This window comes from Bacteroides faecium, assembly GCF_012113595.1.
GTDB lineage: Bacteria > Bacteroidota > Bacteroidia > Bacteroidales > Bacteroidaceae > Bacteroides > Bacteroides faecium.
Map to the genome: position 1 here is coordinate 2,738,316 of NZ_CP050831.1, position 21,300 is coordinate 2,759,615.

The window sequence follows — 21,300 nt, forward strand, 5'->3', positions numbered from 1 at the left end:
AACAAATAGATGTAATATGAATACTATATATACAATGAATAAATGGAACCTGTTGGTTCTGCTGATAGCTTTATTGGGAGGATTTGCATTATCCTCTTGTGAAGAAGAGGTCATGATTGACACAGGAGTTGATACAAGTCATTTGAACACGGCGAATGAAGTTTATGGATTTCTACAAAGCGTTGATAATCCGGTTATGAAAGCTGTAAATGTTTATAAAGAGAACCAGACACTGAAAGTAACTGTCGGGCTGACTCGTCCTGTGAATCAGGCGGTAGAAGCTGTATTGGAAGTAGATGAGAGTCTTATAACTGCCTATAATACAGAACATGAAACTGATTGGGAACGACTTCCTGCATCGGTAATAAGTTTAGAGGAGGATGGTAATATTCTCATAGCACCGGGAGATGTGAAATCATATGAGATGGAAATACGTATTACTCCTTCGGAAGCCTTAGAAAAAGGTACTTATCTACTTCCCCTTCGTTTGAAGATGAAAACAGGTGGTATCAAGTTGTCAACAGAAGAGGATCATCTGATGTTTGTGGTTAAAGCGATGGGAGATATTCCTTCTACAGATAAGGGAAAAGGTATCGTAACGATTTGCTATGTGGAATGTAACAAATATAATCCATTGAATGCAGGAGAATGGACATTAAGAAATAGTGGAAAACAGTTAATTGACATCGTTCATCTTTTTGCCGCTAATATCAATTTTAATAAAGAAACCGGAAGAGTATATGTTAAGCTGAATAAGAACCTGCAATATATTCTTACCCATCGTGATAAATACATTAAACCCTTACAAGACAAAGGAATGAAAGTTTGTCTTACAATACTAGGCGACCATGACGGTTCTGGTGTTGCCAATCTTAGCGATGAAGATGCGCGCTGTTTTGCTGCGGAATTAAAAGCTGTTGTAGATGCTTATGGTTTGGATGGTGTGGATTTTGATGACGAATGGTCTGAATATGATAAATATCCATTACCGGGATTTCCTAAACGTGGTCCTTACCCTTATGCTCGTTTATGTTATGAAACGAAGAGGGCTATGCCTGATAAACTTTGTACTGTGTACTATATAGGGGCTTGTACTCCAGATCCTGCAATGGACGCTAACGGTTTTGATATGCAAATTGAAGGAATGGACCCGGGAGATTTTATTGATTATTCTTATTATGCCCAATATGGCTCATGGAGCGAGGGGTGGAATACGATAAAAGGAATGAAGAAAAGTCAGTGGGGGCCGTACTCCTTGGATATCCAGGAAAGTTGGCCATATATGATGGAACAGACAGTAAAAGGCGGATACGGAGTTCAGATTCTGTATGATCTGCGACCGAATTCGGGAGAGTCGCTAATAAAAACTGTTGCTAGAGGACTATATGGCGAAGATGCGGTTCATTCTGGTATTAATTATGGTATAGATTGGTAATCAAGAACTATAAAAAGAAAGATTTATGAAAAAGATAATATCTATATTATGCTTATCCTTATTGTTTTTCGCATGTAGTGATGATAACGAGAAAGCAATAGAGGAGATTGGCAATAAAATATCTGTGAGTAGTGAAGCGCTCGCTTTTCAGAATACGGGTGAAGCTGTAGGCGGAAACAACTCTGTAAAAATAGAAAGTGATGGTGATTGGCGTTTATCGGGTAAAAAGACTTGGTGTAGACCTTCTGTTACTGAAGGGAAAAATGGTGAAACCGTTACTTTTGAAGTAGACCCTAATCCTGAAACAGACGCCCGTAGTACTACATTCTCTTTTATTTGTGGTAATCAAGTTGCTAAAGTTGTAGTAACACAATCTCAGGATGATTTGATTGATATCTATAAAGACAATTTTGAAGTTAGCCGTCACGGTGAGGAAATAACGGTACGTGTGAATGCTAGCAATGAGGTCAATTATGAGATACCGGATAATTCGAAGGAGTGGATTTCTTTGATTCCTGAGTCTGATGAGCAAGAGCAAAACACTAGAAGTTTGGCAACATCATTATTTCGTTTCAAAGTTAACGCGAATGATATATACAAAAATCGTACGGGGAATATTATTCTACATTCAGCAGGAGGCATAAGCAAGAATGTTACTATCCAACAGGATAGACGGATTGATTTGAACCCAGAAAAATTGATTTATGAAATTCCGGCAAATGGCGGTTCTGTGAATGTACAAATATCTACTAATTTAGCTTATAAGGTTGTTGTACCGGAATATGCGAAATCATGGGTAACCTATAAAGCTCCTTCTGAAGAAATGCAGGAACCTGAAGATTTGACTACTTTTAATGAGCAGTTTGCCATAAGCATACAAGGAGAAATGACTCGTGCGTGTAAAATAGAATTGCAGTCATTGGACGGTTCCCTAAATACAACTTTGACTTTTAAACAAAAAGGTTCTAATCCACAAATGATAGAGATACCGGACGAGAACTTCCGTGAATATCTGACTAATAATTCTTATATATTGAATGAAACAGAGAGTGCTACTTGTGAAATGACAGACTTGGGAGCTAGCTTGACTTCTCTTGATGTTAGCAAACAAGGTATTCATTCGTTAGAAGGAATCAAAGTGTTTAAGAACTTGAAGTCTTTGACTTGCAAGAGTAATTATCTGAAAACAATTGATATTGACGGAATGAATATAAGCACTCTTATTGCTGATGGAAATGCTTTAGAAACAATGATTTGTGGTTCTGCGCCTGTTTCGAATGTGAATCTTTCGGTTTCGTCATATTCGAATTTAAAGGGATTGATTGATCCTGATGGAAATGCATCCACAACATTTACAGTTTCAGGTAGTAATGTACAAATGGTACAGGTTGTCGGAAATTCCAATTTAGGACATTTGAATACTGTCCAGTGCTCTAGTTGTTTCTATATAGCAGTTTCGGGCTGTAAACAGGGAATGAAAATTCACGTAAACCGTTCTTTCTCGGGCACTCCTAATGGATTACCGGCTGGTGCGGAAGTTATAAGAGAATAGAACACCGTTTGGTTTGATATTGTAAAGTGAGTTTGATATAATTCTAACTGAATTTGTTAGAAATTATATCAAACTCATTTTTTGAAAATAGGACATGTTTTTAATATCTTTGCTTAGAATACAAACCTCATCCCCCCCCCTTTTTCTCCGCCTGCTTGTATTTCTTAATCTCCATTGAAAGATACTTCATTTGTTGAGCAAACATGAAATCACGGATAGGGCATAAGTCCGGTTCTTCATCATCTTGAGGACGTGATGCTTCCAATGCCTGATAATATTCCAGTTTATCCTCTTTGAATATAGTGGCTAGGGGGAGTTGATGATAAGAGAGAATATAGTTCATCAATAAGCGTGAAGTTCTCCCGTTTCCATCGGCAAACGGATGGATGCTGACTAAATAAAAATGGGCGTCGAAAGCTAACTGATAGATAGAGTCGGGCGTCTGAACTTGTTTGATACGCTGATTTAGTATTTCGCATAGACGGGTTACTTCACGTTCTATTTTCTGATAGTTTACGAAATAACGGTCACCTACATGCACGGAAGATTTGCGCCAATCTCCTTTGGAAGAATCATAATCTCCTGCACTGGAATGGATTATACTTCCCGTAGTACGCATTACGTGAGCTGAAATTTCCTGTATAAAAACAGGAGTAATTTCACGTTTCTTTCTAGCCTCTTCCACTATAAAACGCAAAGTTTCGAAATGATCCTTTACCATATTATGATCATATAGCGGTTTTCCCTTGGCGGTGATACCGTCTACAATCAACAGGCGGCATTCTTCTTCGGTGAGTGAAGAGCCTTCTATTGCTGTGGAGTGATGGGAAATGAAGATTTCATTCATTAGCTCGAAATTCACAGCATCTTTCAGTTTCAATTCATAAAATTGCTCTAGTAATGGTTGTATGGACATATTGTTATAGATTAGCACTGCAAATATAAACAAATTATTGAGGAAAAAGATGCTGACAGGGGGATATCAGGATAACTACAACAAAAATGATTTCATTCTGCACGGAAATGAATGAGAATTTGTTTTCAATTACTGATTCTCATAAGTATAACATGAACTTTTAACTCATAAATTCCACCAGTTTCACCTTATCTCTGAAACATCGATGAATAAGGAGATAGCGGGTGAAAGCGTAGAAGAAATCAAGGTGAAATCTCCCGTTATTGCTTTCACCTTTCAAATTTATTTATACCGGTTGCTGGGCATATAGAGCCACCGTACTGAATATATAGATTCAATATGGTAAGTATATAGATACAATATGCTGAATATATAGATACATCAACTCAAGTATTAGTGGCTGAAAACTAAGGTGTTAATACCTTGTGTTCAGGCTGTTAATACCTGATGGATTATCTATTAATACCTAACAGCGGATTTGCTATAAGCATATTCTTATTAGCTATAATCATATCCGGATTAGCTATAATGATATTGTTTTTAGCTCAAGGGATATTTTTGAAAAAACAAGGTGAAACCGATAATGTTCTGTTTTACCGGAATTTGCCACTTGCTTTCACCCGCTATCTCCTTATTCATAGGCATTTCGAGAATCTGGTGAAATCGATGAATAGCAATGGTCTTATAGTGGCATTTATGGTACTTGATCTCAAAAAGTAGTGGAAAGTAATCAAAAACAATAGCCTGAAAGCAGACTTCTTTGCTTTCAGGCTATTGCTTTCAGCCGGAATCCCGATGATTAGCTACTTTCAGAAAGAAGCTGAAGGTTGAAACCGGGATGGCGACAATTTTATAGAGAAAGGATTATTGCTCTTTAGAGAAAGAATAAGGCATATCCTCTTCTTTCGTTCCTCTTTTCTTATTCGGTTGGTTACCCATATCCACTTTGATAGTGCCACCTTTGAATAAGTCTTCGTGACGGAGATAATTCTTGGTGTAATCAGTACCATTAACATTCAGTGAGTTGACATAGAAATTCTTTTTGCTGTTGTTCGGAGCGTCAATCACTAAACTGTTGCCGTTTTCAAAATGGAGCGTAGCTTTCTTGAATAACGGAGCACCTATAATATACTCGTCCGTTCCCGGGCAAACAGGGTAGAATCCCAGTGCCGAAAATACATACCAGGCGGAAGTCTGCCCGTTGTCTTCGTCTCCGCAATAACCGTCCGGCCCCGGAGTGTACATTCTGTCCATAACCTGACGCAGCCAGTATTGGGCTTTCCATGGCTGACCGGCATAGTCATACAAGTAAATCATGTGCTGGATAGGCTGGTTGCCATGTGCATAGTTCCCCATGTTCATAACAGTCATTTCACGTATTTCGTGAATCACCTGTCCGTAGTAGCTGTCGTCAAAGACAGGCGGTACGGCAAATACGGAGTCCATCATTGTGATAAACATATCCTTTCCACCCATCAGGTCGATAAGTCCCTGAGGGTCGTGGAATACAGACCAAGTGTAGTGCCAGCTATTTCCTTCCGTGAAAGCATCCCCCCATTTCAGCGGAGAGAATGGAGACTGGAATGTACCGTCTTCGTTGCGTCCGCGCATCAGTTTGGATTCTTTGTCGAAAAGATTCTTGTAATTCATGGCACGTTTGGCGAAGAGGTTAATCTCTTTCTTCGGACGTTTCAGTTCTTTGGCGAGTTTGTAGATACACCAGTCGTTGTATGCATATTCCAGTGTACGGGCAGCGTTCTCGTTGATTTTCACATCGTAAGGGACATAACCCAGTTTGTTGTAGTACTCATATCCCAAGCGTCCTGTGGAAGAGACTTCGGGATGCACGCTTTCCGTTCCGTGAATCAATCCTTCGTACAATGTCTTTATGTCGTCAACTTTCACGCCTTTCATATAAGCGTCTACTAGAATTGAGGCGGAATTATTACCGACCATGCAACCTCTGTGACCCGGACTTGCCCATTCGGGGAAGAATCCGCTTTCTTTATACGTGTTGATAAGCCCTTCCTGCATTTCCTTGTTGACCGACGGATACATCAGATTCAACAACGGGAACAAGCAACGGAAAGTATCCCAGAAACCAGTGTCGGTGTACATATATCCCGGCAGAACCTGACCGTTGTACGGGCTGTAGTGAACCGGTTGTCCGGCAGCATCCAGTTCGTAGAACTTGCGTGGAAAAAGCAGCGAACGATACAGACAGGAATAGAATGTACGGTATTGGTCGAGATTGCCACCCTCTACTTCTATCTTGCCTAATTCCTGATTCCAGGCTTCTTTTCCTTTCTTGGCCAGTTGCTCGATATTATCTTTGCCCAGCTCCTTCATGTTGACAGCCGCTTGCTCGAAGCTGATGAAAGAAGAAGCGATTCGGGCATGTACCTGTTCGCCTTTGTGTGTCCGGAAGCCGATGATAGCTCCCGCATGGTCGGTTGTCTGTTCGGCAACGTTTTCTTGCAGATTGCCGTTGGCTACCGTAGCTTTGTAAGTGAAAGGCTTGTCGAATTCAATGATGAAGTAATTCTTGAAGTTTTCGGGAACTCCGCCGCTGTTGCGTGTAGTGTAGCCGATAATCTTGTTCTCTTCCGGGATTACTTTAATATAAGAACCCTTGTCGAAAGCATCCACCACGACATAAGAATGGTCGTTTTCGGGGAAAGTGAAGCGGAAAAGAACGGCACGTTCCGTCGGAACCATTTCTGTCACTACATCATGCTCGGCAAGATATACTTTATAATAATAAGGAGTGGCAGTCTCGCCCTTATGCGCAAACCAACTGGCACGCTTTTCCTCGTCAAACACAGGCTTGCCTACTATCGGCATGATAGAAAATTGCCCGTAATCGTTAATCCACGGACTGGGCTGATGGGTCTGCTTGAATCCGCGAATCTTATTGGCGGTATAGGTATATTGCCATCCGTCTCCCATTTTTCCGGTCTGCGGAGTCCAGAAGTTCATTCCCCAGGGGCGGGCGATGGCGGGATACGTATTCCCTGTTGATAACTCGAAAGTAGATTGGGAACCCATCAACGGGTTGACATACTGTGTCCAGTCTTTGGCTTTGGCAAAGACTGTGCAACTGAGTACACAAGCTATTAGTAATAGTCTTTTCATGGCATAATGTGTTTTAATAGTTAGCAATCAAACGTATTATTTTACTCCCCATTCTGTGGGCTGGGCGGTCATCTTGATTTCTATCGTTCCACCGCTCACGATGTCCTGATGGTTGAAGAATGGAGTATCCAGCGGTTTGCCGTTCAGCGTTACGCTTTCGATGTATTTATTCTTTTTCGTATTGTTCTTAACTACAATGCTGAATTTCTTTCCGTCGGGCAGATTGACTACCGCTTTATCGAAAGCAGGGCGACCGATGGAATATACCGGTTTGCCCGGACATACCTGATAGAATCCCATAGAGTTAAGAACGTACCATGCAGACATCTGACCGCAGTCTTCATTGCCCGACAACCCGTCTATGCTGTTGGCATACTGGCTCCGGTATACGCTGTCTACCAACTCCTGAGTTCTCCACGGGCGGTTTACGTAGTTATACAAGTGGATAACATGATGGCTCGGCTCGTTGCCATGCGCATATTGTCCGATAAGACCGCTGATGTCCGATGAGGTCGTTTCGCCTTCGAGCGATGAATCAACAGTGAACAGAGAATCGAGTTTCTGTACAAACGCGTCCTCGCCACCCATCAGATTGACTAATCCCTCTACATCATGCGGCACAAACCAAGTCCACTGCCACGCTGTTCCTTCGCAATAATCATCGTTGCGGTGGGTCGAAGCACGCGGGTTGAACGGTGTGCGCCATTCACCTTTCGAGTCGAGTCCGCGCATGAAGCGGGTTGACTTGTCGAAGTAGAATTCGTATGCTTTGGCAAAACGTTCGTATTTGGCCTTGGATTCAAAATCGTTCATAGCTTCCGCGAAGATAGAGATGCACCAGTCGTCGTACGCATATTCCAGCGCTTTGGCTACCGATTCGTTTTCGCGGTCGCAGGGGATATAGCCGATGGCGTTCTTGTAATACTTGGCTTTCGGCATGAGATGCGGCAATACCAAATCCGGACATTTGATGCCGGTAGTATCATATTCGGCTGCACGCAGGCAGGCTTTGTACGCCTCTTTCGCGTCAAAATTGCGGTAGCCTTTCATATACGCATCCACGATGACGGGGACGGCATGGTAACCGATCATCGTACCGGTATAGTTGGAAGCCAAATCCCACATCGGGTATATTCCGCCTTCCTGATGTTTCTTTATCAGCGAGTTGATGAATTGATTGTTCAAATCGGGGTCGATGATTGTCATTAACGGGTGCAGTGCGCGGAAGGTGTCCCACAATGAGAATACAGTATATATAGGGTTGACTGTATCTCCCTGATGCACTTCGAGATCCATCCCTAAATAACGTCCGTCTACATCGGTGAACAGGTTCGGACTGATGCCCGTGTGGTAGAGGGCGGAGTAGAAGATGGTTTTATCTTCCTTGTCGGAAGTAGTGATGTCAATTTTCGACAAATATTGATTCCAGGCAGTGCGTGCGTCTTTGCGTACCTTATCGAAGTCCCATGCGGGGATTTCCGATTCCACATTCTTGCGTGCCCCTGCTATATCGACAGCAGAAACACCGACTTTCACAAGCACCTGTTCATCTTTCTTCGTGTTGAAATGCAGTAACGCTTTGCAGACGGGAAGCCGCTTGCCGTCGTCCATAGTGACAGAATCGGTGACGAGCGTGTAAGAGAACGGTTTGGAGAACTTGGCGTAAAAGTTAATGTACTGGTCGAACGCCCAATAAGTAGTTTTCTTGTGTCCGCAGATTTCCGTGTCGCTAATCACTTCGATTTCCATTTCCGAGTTCGTCTGGCGTTGCAGGCTGTAATCGAGGTCGATGATAAAACCGGATTCGGTGCTTTCGGGGAAAGTGTAGCGGTGGATAGCGCCGCGGCTGGTGGCTGATATTTCAGCTTTTACCTGATAAGTATCCAGAAATACGGAATAATAGCCCGGTTCTGCCGTTTCATTCTCGTGCGAGAAGGCAGAGGCATAGGCTAGTGTCTGGCTTTGAGGGTCGGTAGTCAGATATTGCTGTTTGCCGACGGTGGGCATGAGCAGTACGTCTCCGTAGTCGCAACAGCCTGTACCGCTGACGTGCGTATGAGAGAAACCATTGATGGTGGAGTCCGCATGATAATATCCCGAACAGGCATCCCAACCATCAATCCGTGTGTCCGGACTGGGCTGAATCATGCCGTGTGGAACTACTGCTCCGGGGAAAGTGTGTCCATGTCCGCCTGTCCCGATGAAAGGGTTGACATAAGCACTATAGTCTTTTACGCTAGTGGGGGCTGTGCAGGAGCTAAGTGTGAATATTCCTCCTAAACATCCTACTATTAGGAATGTTCTCAATTTCATGGTGTTAATAGCTTTTTAGTTCCGTCGGACCCTTCTCTCTTATTTGGGAGAAATAAAGATGTTGCTTCCGACAATTTTATAATCAATAGGGATAGAGTTCTGCAATGATTTCAATACAGATTCGATATCCGCTTTCCGTTTCAGTACACCGGAGTAGGTCTTGTTCGACTGAATGTCGGGAGACAAGATAATCTTCACGTCATAGAAACGTTCCAAAGCCTTGGTGATGGTGAAGATATCGGCTTTCTGGAACGGAATCAGGTTGTCGTGCCATACGGCGTCCATCTTGGCATCCACTTGCTTCACAGTCAGCCGTCCGTTGTTCTTGTTCAGTTCCGCACGCTGTCCGGGGGCGAGGATGATTTGTCCTTCTTCCTTGTTGCCTTTCACTTCAATTTCACCTTCAATCAGTGTCGCTTCCGCTATCCGGCAACGTTTGTCGCATTTGAAGTTGAACCTTGTCCCCAGTACACGTACACGCATGGCGTCGCTCTGTATGGTGAACGGCTTGTGACGGTTCTTGGTTACTTCGAAATAGGCTTCTCCTTCCAGATGCACGTTGCGCTCTTTCTCGGAAAACTCGCGCGGGTATTTTAATATTGCCGAGTTGTTCAACCAGACTTTGGTACCGTCCGGCAGGACAACTTCCTTCACGATGCCTTCGTTGGCGACGGCAACCATCATTTGCTGGTCGGTTCCGCTCTGATAGAACCAGTATCCGGCTCCGCCACCGATGACCAATATGGCAGCAATGGCAGCCGCGTATCTCATCCAGCGATGCATACGCAGTATTTTGTTCTGTTTTCCTTTTTCTTCGTCCAGCTTCTTGTAGAGCTGTTTTTCCGCACGTGCCATCCGTTGCCCGTCGGCATATTGATTGAATTTACCCAAATGATAAACCTCTTCCATGCGGAATAACTGCCGGGCATTTTCTTCCGATTCTTTCATCCAAGTATTTACTTCGACGAGTTCCTCTTCAGTGCATTGTCCTGTCAGATATTTGTTGATTATATCTTCACTCAGATTACTCATTTTCTTCTCCTTCATATTAATAATACAATTCAGAACACAAAAACACTTATCAATCTTGCCATAAAAATAAGAAAAGAATAATCCAAAGTGGATTGAGACGACTGCGCAAGTACTTCAAAGCCTTGTACATATGTGCTTCTACCGTGCGGAGTGAAACTCCGAGAGCGTCGGCTATCTCCTTGTTTTTCATGTCGTGAAGATAGCTGAGTTTGAAAACTTCCTTGCATTTGTCCGGCAGTTCGTTAATCGCGTCGTAGATTTCTTTGCGAAGCTCCCTGTCTTCAATCCGCTGAATCACTTCGTTGTTGTCCGGTTGATAGAACTCTGCACGCCTCTGGTTGATTTCTTCCATGGCGGCACAGTAACCGTCTTCCACGTTCCGGTGTTTCAGAACGTTGAGGGCACGGGTATAGACGGCACGATAGAGAAAGGCTTGAATCTGGTCGCCTATTTCTATGCTGTCTTTCCGTCTCCATAGCTCCACAAACACATCCTGTACCACATCTTCCGCATCTTCCTCGCCCACCAGGCGGGTGGCATAGAAGATGAGGCTGGGGTAGTACCTGCGGAATAACGTTTGGTAGGTTACATCGAAGTTTTCATTCATTCTCTCGATAGTTTAGTTCGGTTTTATTTATGGATTCTTTTCTTCAAAGATGACTCCTATTGCCTTGGGAGTCTCACCCATTTCGAACTCGACGGTAGCTCCGCTCATGATTTGCTCATGGGTGAGGTAGGTCTTGTCGTAGGGGTGTCCGTTCACTTTGATGGACTGAATATAGATATTCTTTTTGTTTACGTTGGGGGCAAGTACGGTGAAAGTCTTGCCGTTCGCCAGGTGCAACTGCATTTCCGGGAAGAGGGGAGTACCTATTTCATACTTTCCGCTGACGGGGTTTACGGGGTAGAATCCCATGGCGCTGAATACGTACCATGCCGACATCTGTCCGCAGTCTTCGTTGCCGCAAAGTCCGGCAGGCTCGTTTTTATAAAGCTCGTTCATTACTTTTGCTACGTAATATTGAGTCCGGTCGCTAAAGCCTATCGAGTTGAACAGGTAGATGACGTGATGGCTCGGTTCGTTGCCGTGCGCGTACTGGCCTATCATTCCCGTGCTGAAAAGCGGAAGTTCGGCATCCGCTGCCGGATGGTAGGTGAACATGCTGTCCAGTTTCTCGGCAAATCTGTTTTTACCGCCTACAAGGTCTATCAGTCCGTCAACGTCGTGTTGTACCGACCAGAAATATTGCCATCCGTTGCTTTCGCAGATGTGCGGGGTGTAGTCGTCGGCTTTGAAGTCCTTGATAAAGGCTCCCTTGTCGTCACGTGGCTGCATGAAAGAGGTGGCGGGGTTGTAGACGTTCTTGTAGTTCTGCGAACGTTTGTAGAACGTGTCGGCGATGTCCTGCTTGCCCATCTTCTTTGCCATTTCGGCGATGCAGTAATCGTCGAAGGCATATTCCAGTGTCTTGGATAACGACCAGTTTTCGGCGTTGTAGTGGTCGGTCACGTTGTAGGGGATGTATCCCAGTTCCTTGTAGAGTCCGATGCCGCGGTAGTTGTCAAGGTTGGCGGTTGCTACACAGGCGTTCAATGCTTTTTCCGCGTCAAAGTCGCCGATGCCTTTCAAGTAGGCGTCTACGATGACAGGGACGGCGTGGTAGCCAATCATCATGTCTGTCTCGCTTCCGTAGAAGTTCCATACGGGCAGGCGTCCGTTCTGTTCGTAGAAGGCGATGAAGGATTTCACCATGTCGTTGACACGTTCCGGTTCGGTGTAGGTGAAGAGCGGATGGGCGGCACGGTAGGTATCCCACAGGGAGAAGGTGCTATAATTCACCCAGCCGTCGGATTGGTGTACTTTTTTGTCGGGGCCGTAGTAGGCTCCGTCTACGTCGCTGTAAATGGTGGGGGCAATCATTGAATGATAGAGGGCGGTGTAGAAATTGACTTTGTCGTTCTCGTTGTCGCCTTTTATTTCAATCTTTCCGAGTTGCCGGTTCCAGTTTGCTTTCATTTCGGCGAGGTATTTGTCGAAGTCGTTTTCGGGCACTTCGGCTTGCAGGTTCTTGGCTGCGCCTTCCATGCTTGTGCCGGAAATGGCTGTGTTTACGAGAATCTGTTCGCCTTCCTTGGTGTTGAAGTCGAAACGGGCGATGACGGCTGTGCCGATGCGCTTGTTTTCCTTGATGATGGCTGTCGTGTCCAACTCCATTTTCTCAAAAGGACGGGAGAAGCGGGTGCGGAAGTAGATATGCTGGTCGCGTGCCCAACCGTCGGAGAAGCGGTAGCCTTGGATGGTGACGGAGTCTACTACTTCGATATGTGAGTCGTTGGTGAAATCCCAGTTCATGGCTTTCTTCAAGTTTAGGAAGATGGCGGATTGGGCTTCGGGAAAGGTGTAGCGCTGGATGCCGCAGCGTTCGGTTGCGGTCAGTTCGACATTGATATTGTAGTCTTTCAGGCGCACTTGGTAGTAGCCGGCGTAGGCACTCTCGTCTTCATGGGAGAATTTGGAGTGGATGCCTAGCGGAGCTTCGGCTTCTTTATAAGGCAGAGTGACGGGCATGAAGGAGATGTCGTACAAATCTCCTGCTCCGGTGCCGGAGAGGTGCGTGTGGCTGAATCCGGCGATTGTGCTGTCCGGATAGAAATAGCCGGAGATGCGGTCCCATCCGGGGAGTCCGTTGTCGGGGCTGAGTTGCACCATGCCGAAAGGGGCTTGCGCACCCGGGTAGGTGTTTCCGGTAAAGTCGGTTCCGATAAATGGATTTACATAAGATGTGTAATCTGTTTCGTGTTTTTCTTGCGTAGGGGTACAAGAAATGAGCATGCAGGTTAACAGCAGGCATAGATAAGTCGGTATTCTCATCATTCTTCAGGTATTAGTGATTACTTATTTTATTTATTTGAAGGATAAGAAAAATAATTAATCTGTTTGCAAAGGTAGAAAAAAACTGTAACAAGCCTACTGTATGGACTTAATATTTTTTTAATGAGGGAGATGGGTGCTGTTGTTGTGTTCTTGTTCCCCGGTGCCGGACGGTGTGTTCCCCGGTGGCGGAATCCGTGCCTAAAAAAATAGGAGCTGTTGAGAGAAACAGCTCCTATCTTTATTTATTTTTATCTTACTCTTAGATTCCTGCGAGTTCCAGTACCTTTTCGACTGCCGCATTCAATCCGTCGGTATTCTTACCGCCGGCAGTTGCGAAGTGAGGCTGACCGCCGCCGCCGCCTTGAATCAGTTTGGCAGCTTCTTTCACTAGATTACCTGCTTTCAGACCTGTTGCTACCAGATTGTCGCTCAGCATCACTGTCAGCATCGGTTTGCCGTTGTCCGTGCTTCCGGCTACGAAGAACAAGTTCTCTGTAATCTCGCCACGAAGTTGGAAAGCGATATTCTTCACTACTTCTGCCGGTAGCGGAGAACAGAACTTGATAACTTTGACACCGTGAACTTCCTGTATGTTCTTCAACAGTCTTTCTTTCAGGCTGGCTTCTTTTTCTTTCATGAAGTCTTCCACCTGTTTCTTCAGTCCTGCGTTTTCGTCAATATATTTGCGGATAGCGATGCTCAAGTCGGGAGCATTGTTGAAGAGTGCCTTCAAATCGCTGAGGGTATCCTGAATAGTGTCCAGCAATTCCTCTACGCGTGCTCCGGTATATGCTTCGATACGACGAACGCCGGCAGCGACAGAACTTTCCGACATGATTTTCACCATACCGATGTTTCCGGTTGCGGCTACGTGCGTACCGCCACAGAATTCGATAGAAGAACCGAACTGGATAACACGTACTTTGTCACCATACTTTTCACCGAAGAGGGCGATAGCTCCCAATTCCTTAGCTTCTTCGATAGGAATATTGCGGTATTCCTTCAAAGGTATGTTGGCACGGATTCTTTCATTGACGATGTGTTCCACTTTGCGGATTTCTTCGTCGGTCACTTTCTGGAAGTGTGAGAAGTCGAAACGCAATGAGTCCGGAGTCACCAGCGAACCTTTCTGTTCGATATGCTCGCCCAAAACTTCGCGCAGGGCAGCGTCCAGCAAGTGGGTAGCCGAGTGGTTGGCTGCACAGGCAGCACGTTTGTCAGTGTCTACACAAGCCATCATCGGAGCTTCCGGATGTTCGGGCAACTTTTTGGTAATATGTATCGGAAGGTTGTTTTCTTTCTTGGTGTCTACCACTTCAATCGTCTCGAACTCGCTTACCAATACACCGGTATCGCCTACCTGACCACCGCTTTCTGCATAGAACGGGGTACGGTCAAGCACAATCTGATACAATGTCTGGTTCTTCTGTTTGATTTGACGATAGCGAAGGATAGATGCTTCGTATTCGGTATAGTCGTAACCTACAAATTCAGTCGTTCCCTCTTTCAGCGTAATCCAGTCACCGGTTTCGATGGCGGCGGCGTTGCGGGCACGCTGTTTCTGCTGCTGCATCTCTTCGTTGAACTCTTCGATATTGACAGTCATTCCGTTTTCGCGGAGAATCAGTTCTGTCAGGTCGAGCGGGAAACCGAACGTATCATATAAGGTAAAGGCGTCTTTACCGCTGATTTCTGTTTTTCCTGCTGCTTTCGTATCTTCCATGGTCTTGTCGAGCAAGCGGATACCTGTCTCCAGTGTGCGCAGGAATGATTCTTCTTCTTCCTTGATTACTTTTTCAATCAGTGTCTTTTGTGCAATCAGTTCGGGATAAGCGTCTCCCATGTTGTCGATAAGCACGGGCAGCAGTTTGTACATGAATGCCTGCTTCTGTCCGAGGAATGTGTATCCGTAACGGACAGCACGACGGAGGATACGACGGATTACGTAACCTGCTTTGGCGTTGGACGGCAACTGGCCGTCTGTGATGGAGAAAGCAATCGTACGGATATGGTCGGCAATCACGCGCATGGCGATGTCCTGCTGCTTGTCTTTTCCGTATTCTGTGTTGGACATGGCTGCGATGGCTTTCAACATCGGCTGGAATACGTCTGTATCGTAATTGGAAATCTTGCCTTGCAAAGCCATGCACAAGCGTTCGAATCCCATACCGGTGTCGATAACTTTAGCCGGAAGCGGTTCGAGACTGCCGTCTGCTTTGCGGTTATATTGCATGAACACGAGGTTCCAGATTTCAATCACTTGCGGATGGTCGTGGTTGACGAGGTCGCGACCGGAGATTTTGGCACGTTCTTCTGCCGGACGAAGGTCGATATGGATTTCGGAACAGGGTCCGCAAGGTCCTGTATCACCCATTTCCCAGAAATTGTCGTGCTTGTTACCGTTGATGATATGGTCTTTCGGCAGGAATTGTTCCCAGTAAGAAGCGGCTTCGTCGTCGCGGCTCAGTCCTTCTTCGGGGCTTCCTTCGAATACGGTGGCGTAGAGATGTTCCGGATTCAGTTTCAGTACGTCTACCAGATACTCCCATGCCCAGTTGATGGCTTCTTTCTTGAAGTAGTCACCGAACGACCAGTTGCCGAGCATCTCGAACATGGTGTGGTGGTATGTGTCGTGTCCTACTTCTTCCAGGTCATTGTGCTTTCCGCTTACGCGCAAGCATTTCTGAGAGTCCGCGACTCTTTGGTATTTCGCCGGGTGGTTACCCAAAATAATATCTTTAAACTGGTTCATACCCGCGTTGGTAAACATCAGGGTAGGGTCGTCTTTTATCACCATGGGAGCCGACGGAACGATGTGGTGTCCTTTCGACTCAAAGAAATTCTTGAATGAATCTCTGATTTCTTTTGCAGTCAACATATCTTCTATATATCTATCGTTGAGGTTAATATTCTCAAAAAACTGTGCAAAGATAGCTTGTTTTTATTACTTTTGCCGTATTAACAAGCGAAATATTTCCAAAAAGATGCGCAAAGTATATTACATCTATAATCCACAGACCCAGACTTACGACCGAATCTACCCTACCGTGCGGCAGCGTGCACTCAGCATTTTGCGCCGGCTTTTCTATGGAATGGGACTGGGAGCGGGGTGTTTCATCGTGTTGCTCCTTATCTTCGGCTCTCCGTCGGAGAAGGAATTAAGAATCGAAAACAGCCGCCTTCTGGCACAGTATAATGTGCTTTCCCGTCGTCTGGACGATGCAATGGGAGTGCTTCAGGATATTCAGCAACGTGACGACAACCTCTATCGGGTTATCCTTCAGGCAGACCCGGTTTCTCCGGCTATCCGTCAGGCGGGTTACGGTGGCACGAACCGTTACGAGGAACTGATGGATTTGGCGAACTCCAAGTTGGTCGTGAATACGACTCAGAAACTGGATGTGCTCTCCAAACGGTTGTATATCCAATCCAAGTCTTTTGACGACGTGATAGATATGTGCAAGAATCACGATGAGATGTTGAAATGTGTTCCTGCCATTCAGCCTATTTCAAATAAAGACCTTCGGCAGACGGCTTCCGGTTACGGCACGCGTATCGACCCGATTTATGGTACGACGAAGTTCCATGCGGGGATGGACTTCTCCGCTCATCCGGGGACGGATGTGTATGCTACCGGTAACGGAACGGTGGTGAAAGTCGGATGGGAAACCGGATATGGCAACACGATTGAAATCGACCACGGCTTTGGTTATATGACCCGTTATGCACACTTGCAGGGATTTAATACGAAAGTAGGAAAGAAGGTGGTGCGTGGTGAGATTATCGGAAAGGTAGGCAGTACGGGAAAGAGTACTGGCCCGCATCTTCATTATGAAGTGCATGTGAAAGGGCAGGTTGTGAATCCGGTGAATTACTATTTCATGGATTTGAGTGCGGAAGATTACGAGAAGATGATTCAGTTGGCTGCCAACCACGGTAAGGTGTTCGATTAATCTTCTAAAAAAGGAATGTTATGCTTAATACGGATAAAGAACTGAAGTTATATTATTCAATAGGAGAGGTGGCAGATATGTTCGGTGTCAATCAATCCCTGCTTCGTTTTTGGGAAAAGGAGTTTCCGCAAATCTCGCCCAGGACAATAGGAAGAGGAATACGCCAGTACCGCAAAGAGGACGTGGAGACAATCGGGCTTATTTATCATTTGGTGAAAGAGAAAGGTATGACTCTTCCGGGAGCCCGGCAACGTCTGAAAGATAATAAGGAAGCTACGATTCGTAATTATGAAATCGTGAATAAACTGAAAGCGATAAAAGACGAACTTTTGGCTATCAAACGGGAGTTGGACGGACGTGAGTAGAGTTCTATGATTTTTCAGGCACGGATTACACGGAATACACGGTTTCAGCTAATCAAGCTCTTAAAACCGTGAAATCCGTGTAATCCGTGCCTGTTGTTTTATTCTTCTACACGACTCACCTGCTTGATATTTTGAATCTTCTTCAAGTTGTTGCAGATTGTTTTCACGTCTTCCACATCATGCACCCATAGCTGTATTTTACCTTCAAAGATGCCATCCTCAGTTTCGATGGTCAACTTGCGGATATTTACATTGAGCTGTCTAGAGATGACTTGAGTCACTTCGTTCAGAAGTCCCATACTGTCTATACCTTTTATATATATATAGACAAGGAAAGAAAGCTCTTTATGCGTATCCCACTCCGTAGCCAATATACGGTTACCGTAACTGCTCTTCAGTTTGGCAGCAACAGGGCACTGGCGTTTATGAATAATAATCCGGTCGTTCTCGTCCACGTAACCTAGCACGTCGTCACCCGGAATGGGGTGGCAGCATTCTGCCATGATATATTTCTTTTGCAGGCTTTCTTCCGTTAGTTTGAGTACCTGTTTCGGATTGATTTTTTCTTTTTCCTGCGGCTCTTTTTCTTCCTGTTGTTTCTCTTTGCTGTTGCCGAAAGAGAACGTAAGGTATTTCTTCCAGTTACTGGTTTGTTTTTCTTTCAGTTCATTTTTGTCCGCTTCTCCCAAGATGATAGCTTTACTGCCGATAGCAGCCAGTAATTCTTCTTCATTCTTGGCATTGTGTAGCTTACGGAGCTTTTCGGTAACGGTTTCTTCCGGGCGGATTTCTTCTTTCTTCAAGAATTCGCTAAGAATCTCTTCTCCGATTTTCTGATTAGCCTTCCGCTCTTTGCGGAGAATCGCCGCTATCTTGGCACGGGCGCGGGCAGTAGTTGCGAATACTTCCCATTGCGGTTGCACACGCTGCGATTTGGATGTAAGGATTTCTACTTGGTCGCCACTTTGTAACTTGTGGCTTAGCGGCACTAATTTATGATTCACTTTGGCACCGATACAATGGCTGCCGATATCTGTGTGCAGGGAAAAAGCAAAGTCGAGTGCCGTTGAGTTCTGCGGCATGGTCTTCAGTTCCCCTTTTGGTGTGAATACAAATATTTCGGAAGCAAATAAATTCAGCTTGATGGTATCCAGGAAGTCGATGGCATCCGGTTGCGGGTCATCTAATATTTCCTTGATGGTTTTCAACCATTTCTCCAATTCGCCTTCATCTTCGCTGCCGCCCCCTTCTTTGTATTTCCAATGTGCGGCAAAACCTTGTTCGGCAACGTCATTCATTCGTTCACTACGAATCTGGACTTCAATCCACTGACCGTTATTACCCATCAAAGTGACGTGTAAAGCTTGATAACCATTTGCTTTGGGATGACTTACCCAGTCGCGCAGACGGTCGGGATGCGGCTTGTATATCTTGGAGATAGAAACGTAAATATCGAAACAATCGTTGAGCTCTTCTTCATCGTTGCGTGGTTCGAAGATGATTCGGACAGCCAGCAAGTCATAGATCTCTTCGAAAGGAACATGCTTGGTCTGCATCTTATTCCAGATAGAGTAGATTGATTTAACACGGGCAAGTATCCGGTATTTCAATCCCATCTTATCAAGCTGTGTACGGATAGGAGCTGTGAAGTCATTGAAAACCTTGTCGCGCTCGGCGGCTGTGGCGTTCAGTTTCTCTTCTATTTCCGCATATTCTTCGGGATGTTCATACTTGAAACTCAGGTTCTCAAGTTCAGTCTTGATTTTGTAGAGTCCCAGGCGGTTGGCCAATGGAGCATAGATATAAAGAGTTTCTCCTGCAATCTTATATTGCTTGTTGGGCAACATGGAACCGAGGGTACGCATGTTGTGCAAGCGGTCGGCTATCTTGATAAGGATTACCCGGATGTCGTTGGACATCGTGAGCAGTAACTTCTTGAAGTTCTCTGCCTGTGCCGAAGCACGGTCGCCGAAGATACCACCGGATATTTTAGTCAACCCGTCTACAATTTGGGCAATCTTCGGTCCAAAGATATTCTCGATGTCTTCTACCGTATAGTCAGTATCTTCCACTACATCATGCAGTAAAGCTGCACAGATAGAGGTGGAACCAAGACCGATTTCATTGCATACGATACTCGCGACGGCAATCGGATGCATAATATAAGGTTCGCCGGAACGGCGTTTGATACCTTTATGCGCTTGATTGGCGAAGTTGAAAGCCTTCGTTATGATTTCGACTTTCTTGCGATGTTTTGTGCTGAGATAATCATTCAGTAGTTCGTGGAACGCCTGATTGATCATCTCTTCGTCAGCTATTTCTTTGGGGGTCAGATTATCCATAATTGTTATCCTTTCACTTGCTTAGTTTTGCAAAAATAAGCAAATTTCCGAACGGTGCAAGCGGGATGCCGGTTATTTGTATATTTTCAATCGTTTTCCTGCTGCAATCTTTGTATTAGACATTCCGTTCCACCGCTGTATATCTTTGACACTGACACCGTATCTTCCCGCAATAGATGACAAAGTGTCACCACTTTTTATTGTATGATAGGTCAGTTTGCCTTTACCGGCAACGGCTGTTGTCGCTTTGCGTGTTGCAGGCGTAATGTCTTTCACAGCCACAGTCTTACGGTTGCGGAACAACTCGTCGGCACGATGCGCATAAATCGTATCTTGTCTGTCGATGAAAGTGCTGATTGCTTCGATAGGCAGACGGAGTGTGTAAGGCTTGCTGTCACCCGGAATTATAGACTTTTTATATTGCGGATTCAAACTCTTAACCTGATCCAGCGGAACATTGCAAAGGTCGGCAATCTGTTCGAAGTGCAGGTTCTTGTTGATTTGCACAGTATCCGTACTTGCCGGGATGTTTGTTTCCATCGGGCAGATGTTATGGTCGCAGTAGTAAGTCATCACGTAGTTGGCTGCGATAAAGGCAGGTACGTATCCACGTGTCTCTTTAGGCAGGTAATTGTAGATTTTCCAATAATCTGTTTCACCATTGGCACGGCGGATAGCTTTGTTGATAGTACCGGGGCCGCAGTTGTAAGCAGCAATCACAAGATTCCAGTCTCCGTAAATGGCATACATCTCCTTGAGGTAACGGGCAGCAGCCCAAGTCGCCTTGATTGGGTCGCGGCGGTCATCAACCAGGCTGTTGGATTCCAGACCGTAGATTTTTCCTGTACCAATCATAAACTGCCATAAGCCTGAAGCTCCCGCACGGGATACGGCCGAAGGATTCAGCGCAGACTCGATAATAGGAAGGTATCTCAGCTCCAACGGAAGCCCGTATGCGTCCAACGCTTCTTCAAAAATAGGCATATAGAAGTTGCAGGCACTCAACATGAACGAAACCTGATTGCGCAGACGCCCTGCATACATATCAATGAATTTGCGAATAATATCATTGTAAGGCATTTCCATGACAGCCGGGATGCGTGACAAACGGTCGATGTACACAGAGTCGCTGAACAGAGGATTGATATCCGCTGTGCTGCAATCTTTGCCTAAATCAATATAGTTTTTAGCTTTCCAGTCATTCAACAGACTGTCAAGAGGATATGTCATACTTTTAGGCAGGTCGATGCTTTCTTTGCGTTCAGTTCCATTTTCACGAATCACTACATCTACACTTTGCGCCTTTACTTGAGACGTTGCTACCAGTAAAAGGAAAATAATCGAACAATAGTTTACTAATTTCTTCATGCTTCAATAATAAG

13 protein-coding genes are annotated in these 21,300 nt (G+C 45.2%); 4 read left to right on the forward strand and 9 right to left on the reverse strand.

Annotated elements, in window-relative coordinates:
• The first annotated feature begins 16 nt into the window (after nucleotides 1-16).
• Entirely contained in the window at nucleotides 17-1,435 is a 1,419-nt protein-coding gene (locus BacF7301_RS09780; RefSeq protein WP_167962333.1) for a BT_3987 domain-containing protein, read from the forward strand.
• A gap of 25 nt (nucleotides 1,436-1,460) precedes the next feature.
• Nucleotides 1,461-2,987 (forward strand): BACON domain-containing protein, encoded by a 1,527-nt coding sequence (locus BacF7301_RS09785; protein ID WP_167962335.1) that lies wholly within the window; start codon nucleotides 1,461-1,463, stop codon nucleotides 2,985-2,987.
• A 127-nt stretch (nucleotides 2,988-3,114) separates the two neighbouring features.
• Here the strand turns inward: BacF7301_RS09785 and BacF7301_RS25920 are convergent, their stop codons facing one another.
• From BacF7301_RS25920 to alaS, 7 genes are all read right to left on the reverse strand, one after another.
• A complete protein-coding gene (locus BacF7301_RS25920; protein WP_245208426.1) occupies nucleotides 3,115-3,903 on the reverse strand; it encodes a Fic family protein in 789 nt (262 codons plus the stop codon).
• 864 nt (nucleotides 3,904-4,767) lie between these two features.
• Nucleotides 4,768-7,056 (reverse strand): GH92 family glycosyl hydrolase, encoded by a 2,289-nt coding sequence (locus tag BacF7301_RS09795; protein ID WP_256380262.1) that lies wholly within the window; start codon nucleotides 7,054-7,056, stop codon nucleotides 4,768-4,770.
• Between the two features lie 18 nt (nucleotides 7,057-7,074).
• A complete protein-coding gene (locus BacF7301_RS09800) occupies nucleotides 7,075-9,351 on the reverse strand; it encodes a GH92 family glycosyl hydrolase (RefSeq protein ID WP_167962339.1) in 2,277 nt (758 codons plus the stop codon).
• Nucleotides 9,352-9,390: 39 nt separating this feature from the next.
• A complete protein-coding gene (locus BacF7301_RS09805; protein WP_209319518.1) occupies nucleotides 9,391-10,398 on the reverse strand; it encodes a FecR family protein in 1,008 nt (335 codons plus the stop codon).
• A gap of 34 nt (nucleotides 10,399-10,432) precedes the next feature.
• Nucleotides 10,433-10,990, reverse strand: a complete 558-nt coding sequence (locus BacF7301_RS09810) for an RNA polymerase sigma-70 factor (RefSeq protein WP_049701877.1) — start codon at nucleotides 10,988-10,990, stop codon at nucleotides 10,433-10,435.
• Between the two features lie 27 nt (nucleotides 10,991-11,017).
• Nucleotides 11,018-13,255: a GH92 family glycosyl hydrolase gene (locus BacF7301_RS09815; protein ID WP_167967159.1), complete on the reverse strand. Its 2,238-nt coding sequence runs from the start codon at nucleotides 13,253-13,255 to the stop codon at nucleotides 11,018-11,020.
• Nucleotides 13,256-13,517: 262 nt separating this feature from the next.
• A complete protein-coding gene (gene alaS / locus BacF7301_RS09820; RefSeq protein WP_167962341.1) occupies nucleotides 13,518-16,136 on the reverse strand; it encodes an alanine--tRNA ligase in 2,619 nt (872 codons plus the stop codon).
• A gap of 106 nt (nucleotides 16,137-16,242) precedes the next feature.
• On the opposite strand from alaS, the gene BacF7301_RS09825 reads away from it, so the two are divergent.
• Entirely contained in the window at nucleotides 16,243-17,211 is a 969-nt protein-coding gene (locus BacF7301_RS09825) for a M23 family metallopeptidase (RefSeq protein WP_167962343.1), read from the forward strand.
• A 20-nt stretch (nucleotides 17,212-17,231) separates the two neighbouring features.
• Entirely contained in the window at nucleotides 17,232-17,576 is a 345-nt protein-coding gene (locus BacF7301_RS09830; RefSeq protein WP_167962345.1) for a MerR family transcriptional regulator, read from the forward strand.
• A gap of 98 nt (nucleotides 17,577-17,674) precedes the next feature.
• Here the strand turns inward: BacF7301_RS09830 and BacF7301_RS09835 are convergent, their stop codons facing one another.
• The gene (locus BacF7301_RS09835) at nucleotides 17,675-19,918 is read right to left on the reverse strand and encodes a RelA/SpoT family protein (RefSeq protein ID WP_167962347.1); all 2,244 of its coding nucleotides are present in this window, start codon (nucleotides 19,916-19,918) and stop codon (nucleotides 17,675-17,677) included.
• Between the two features lie 72 nt (nucleotides 19,919-19,990).
• Nucleotides 19,991-21,286: a lytic transglycosylase domain-containing protein gene (locus BacF7301_RS09840; RefSeq protein ID WP_167962349.1), complete on the reverse strand. Its 1,296-nt coding sequence runs from the start codon at nucleotides 21,284-21,286 to the stop codon at nucleotides 19,991-19,993.
• Nucleotides 21,287-21,300: the final 14 nt, after the last annotated feature.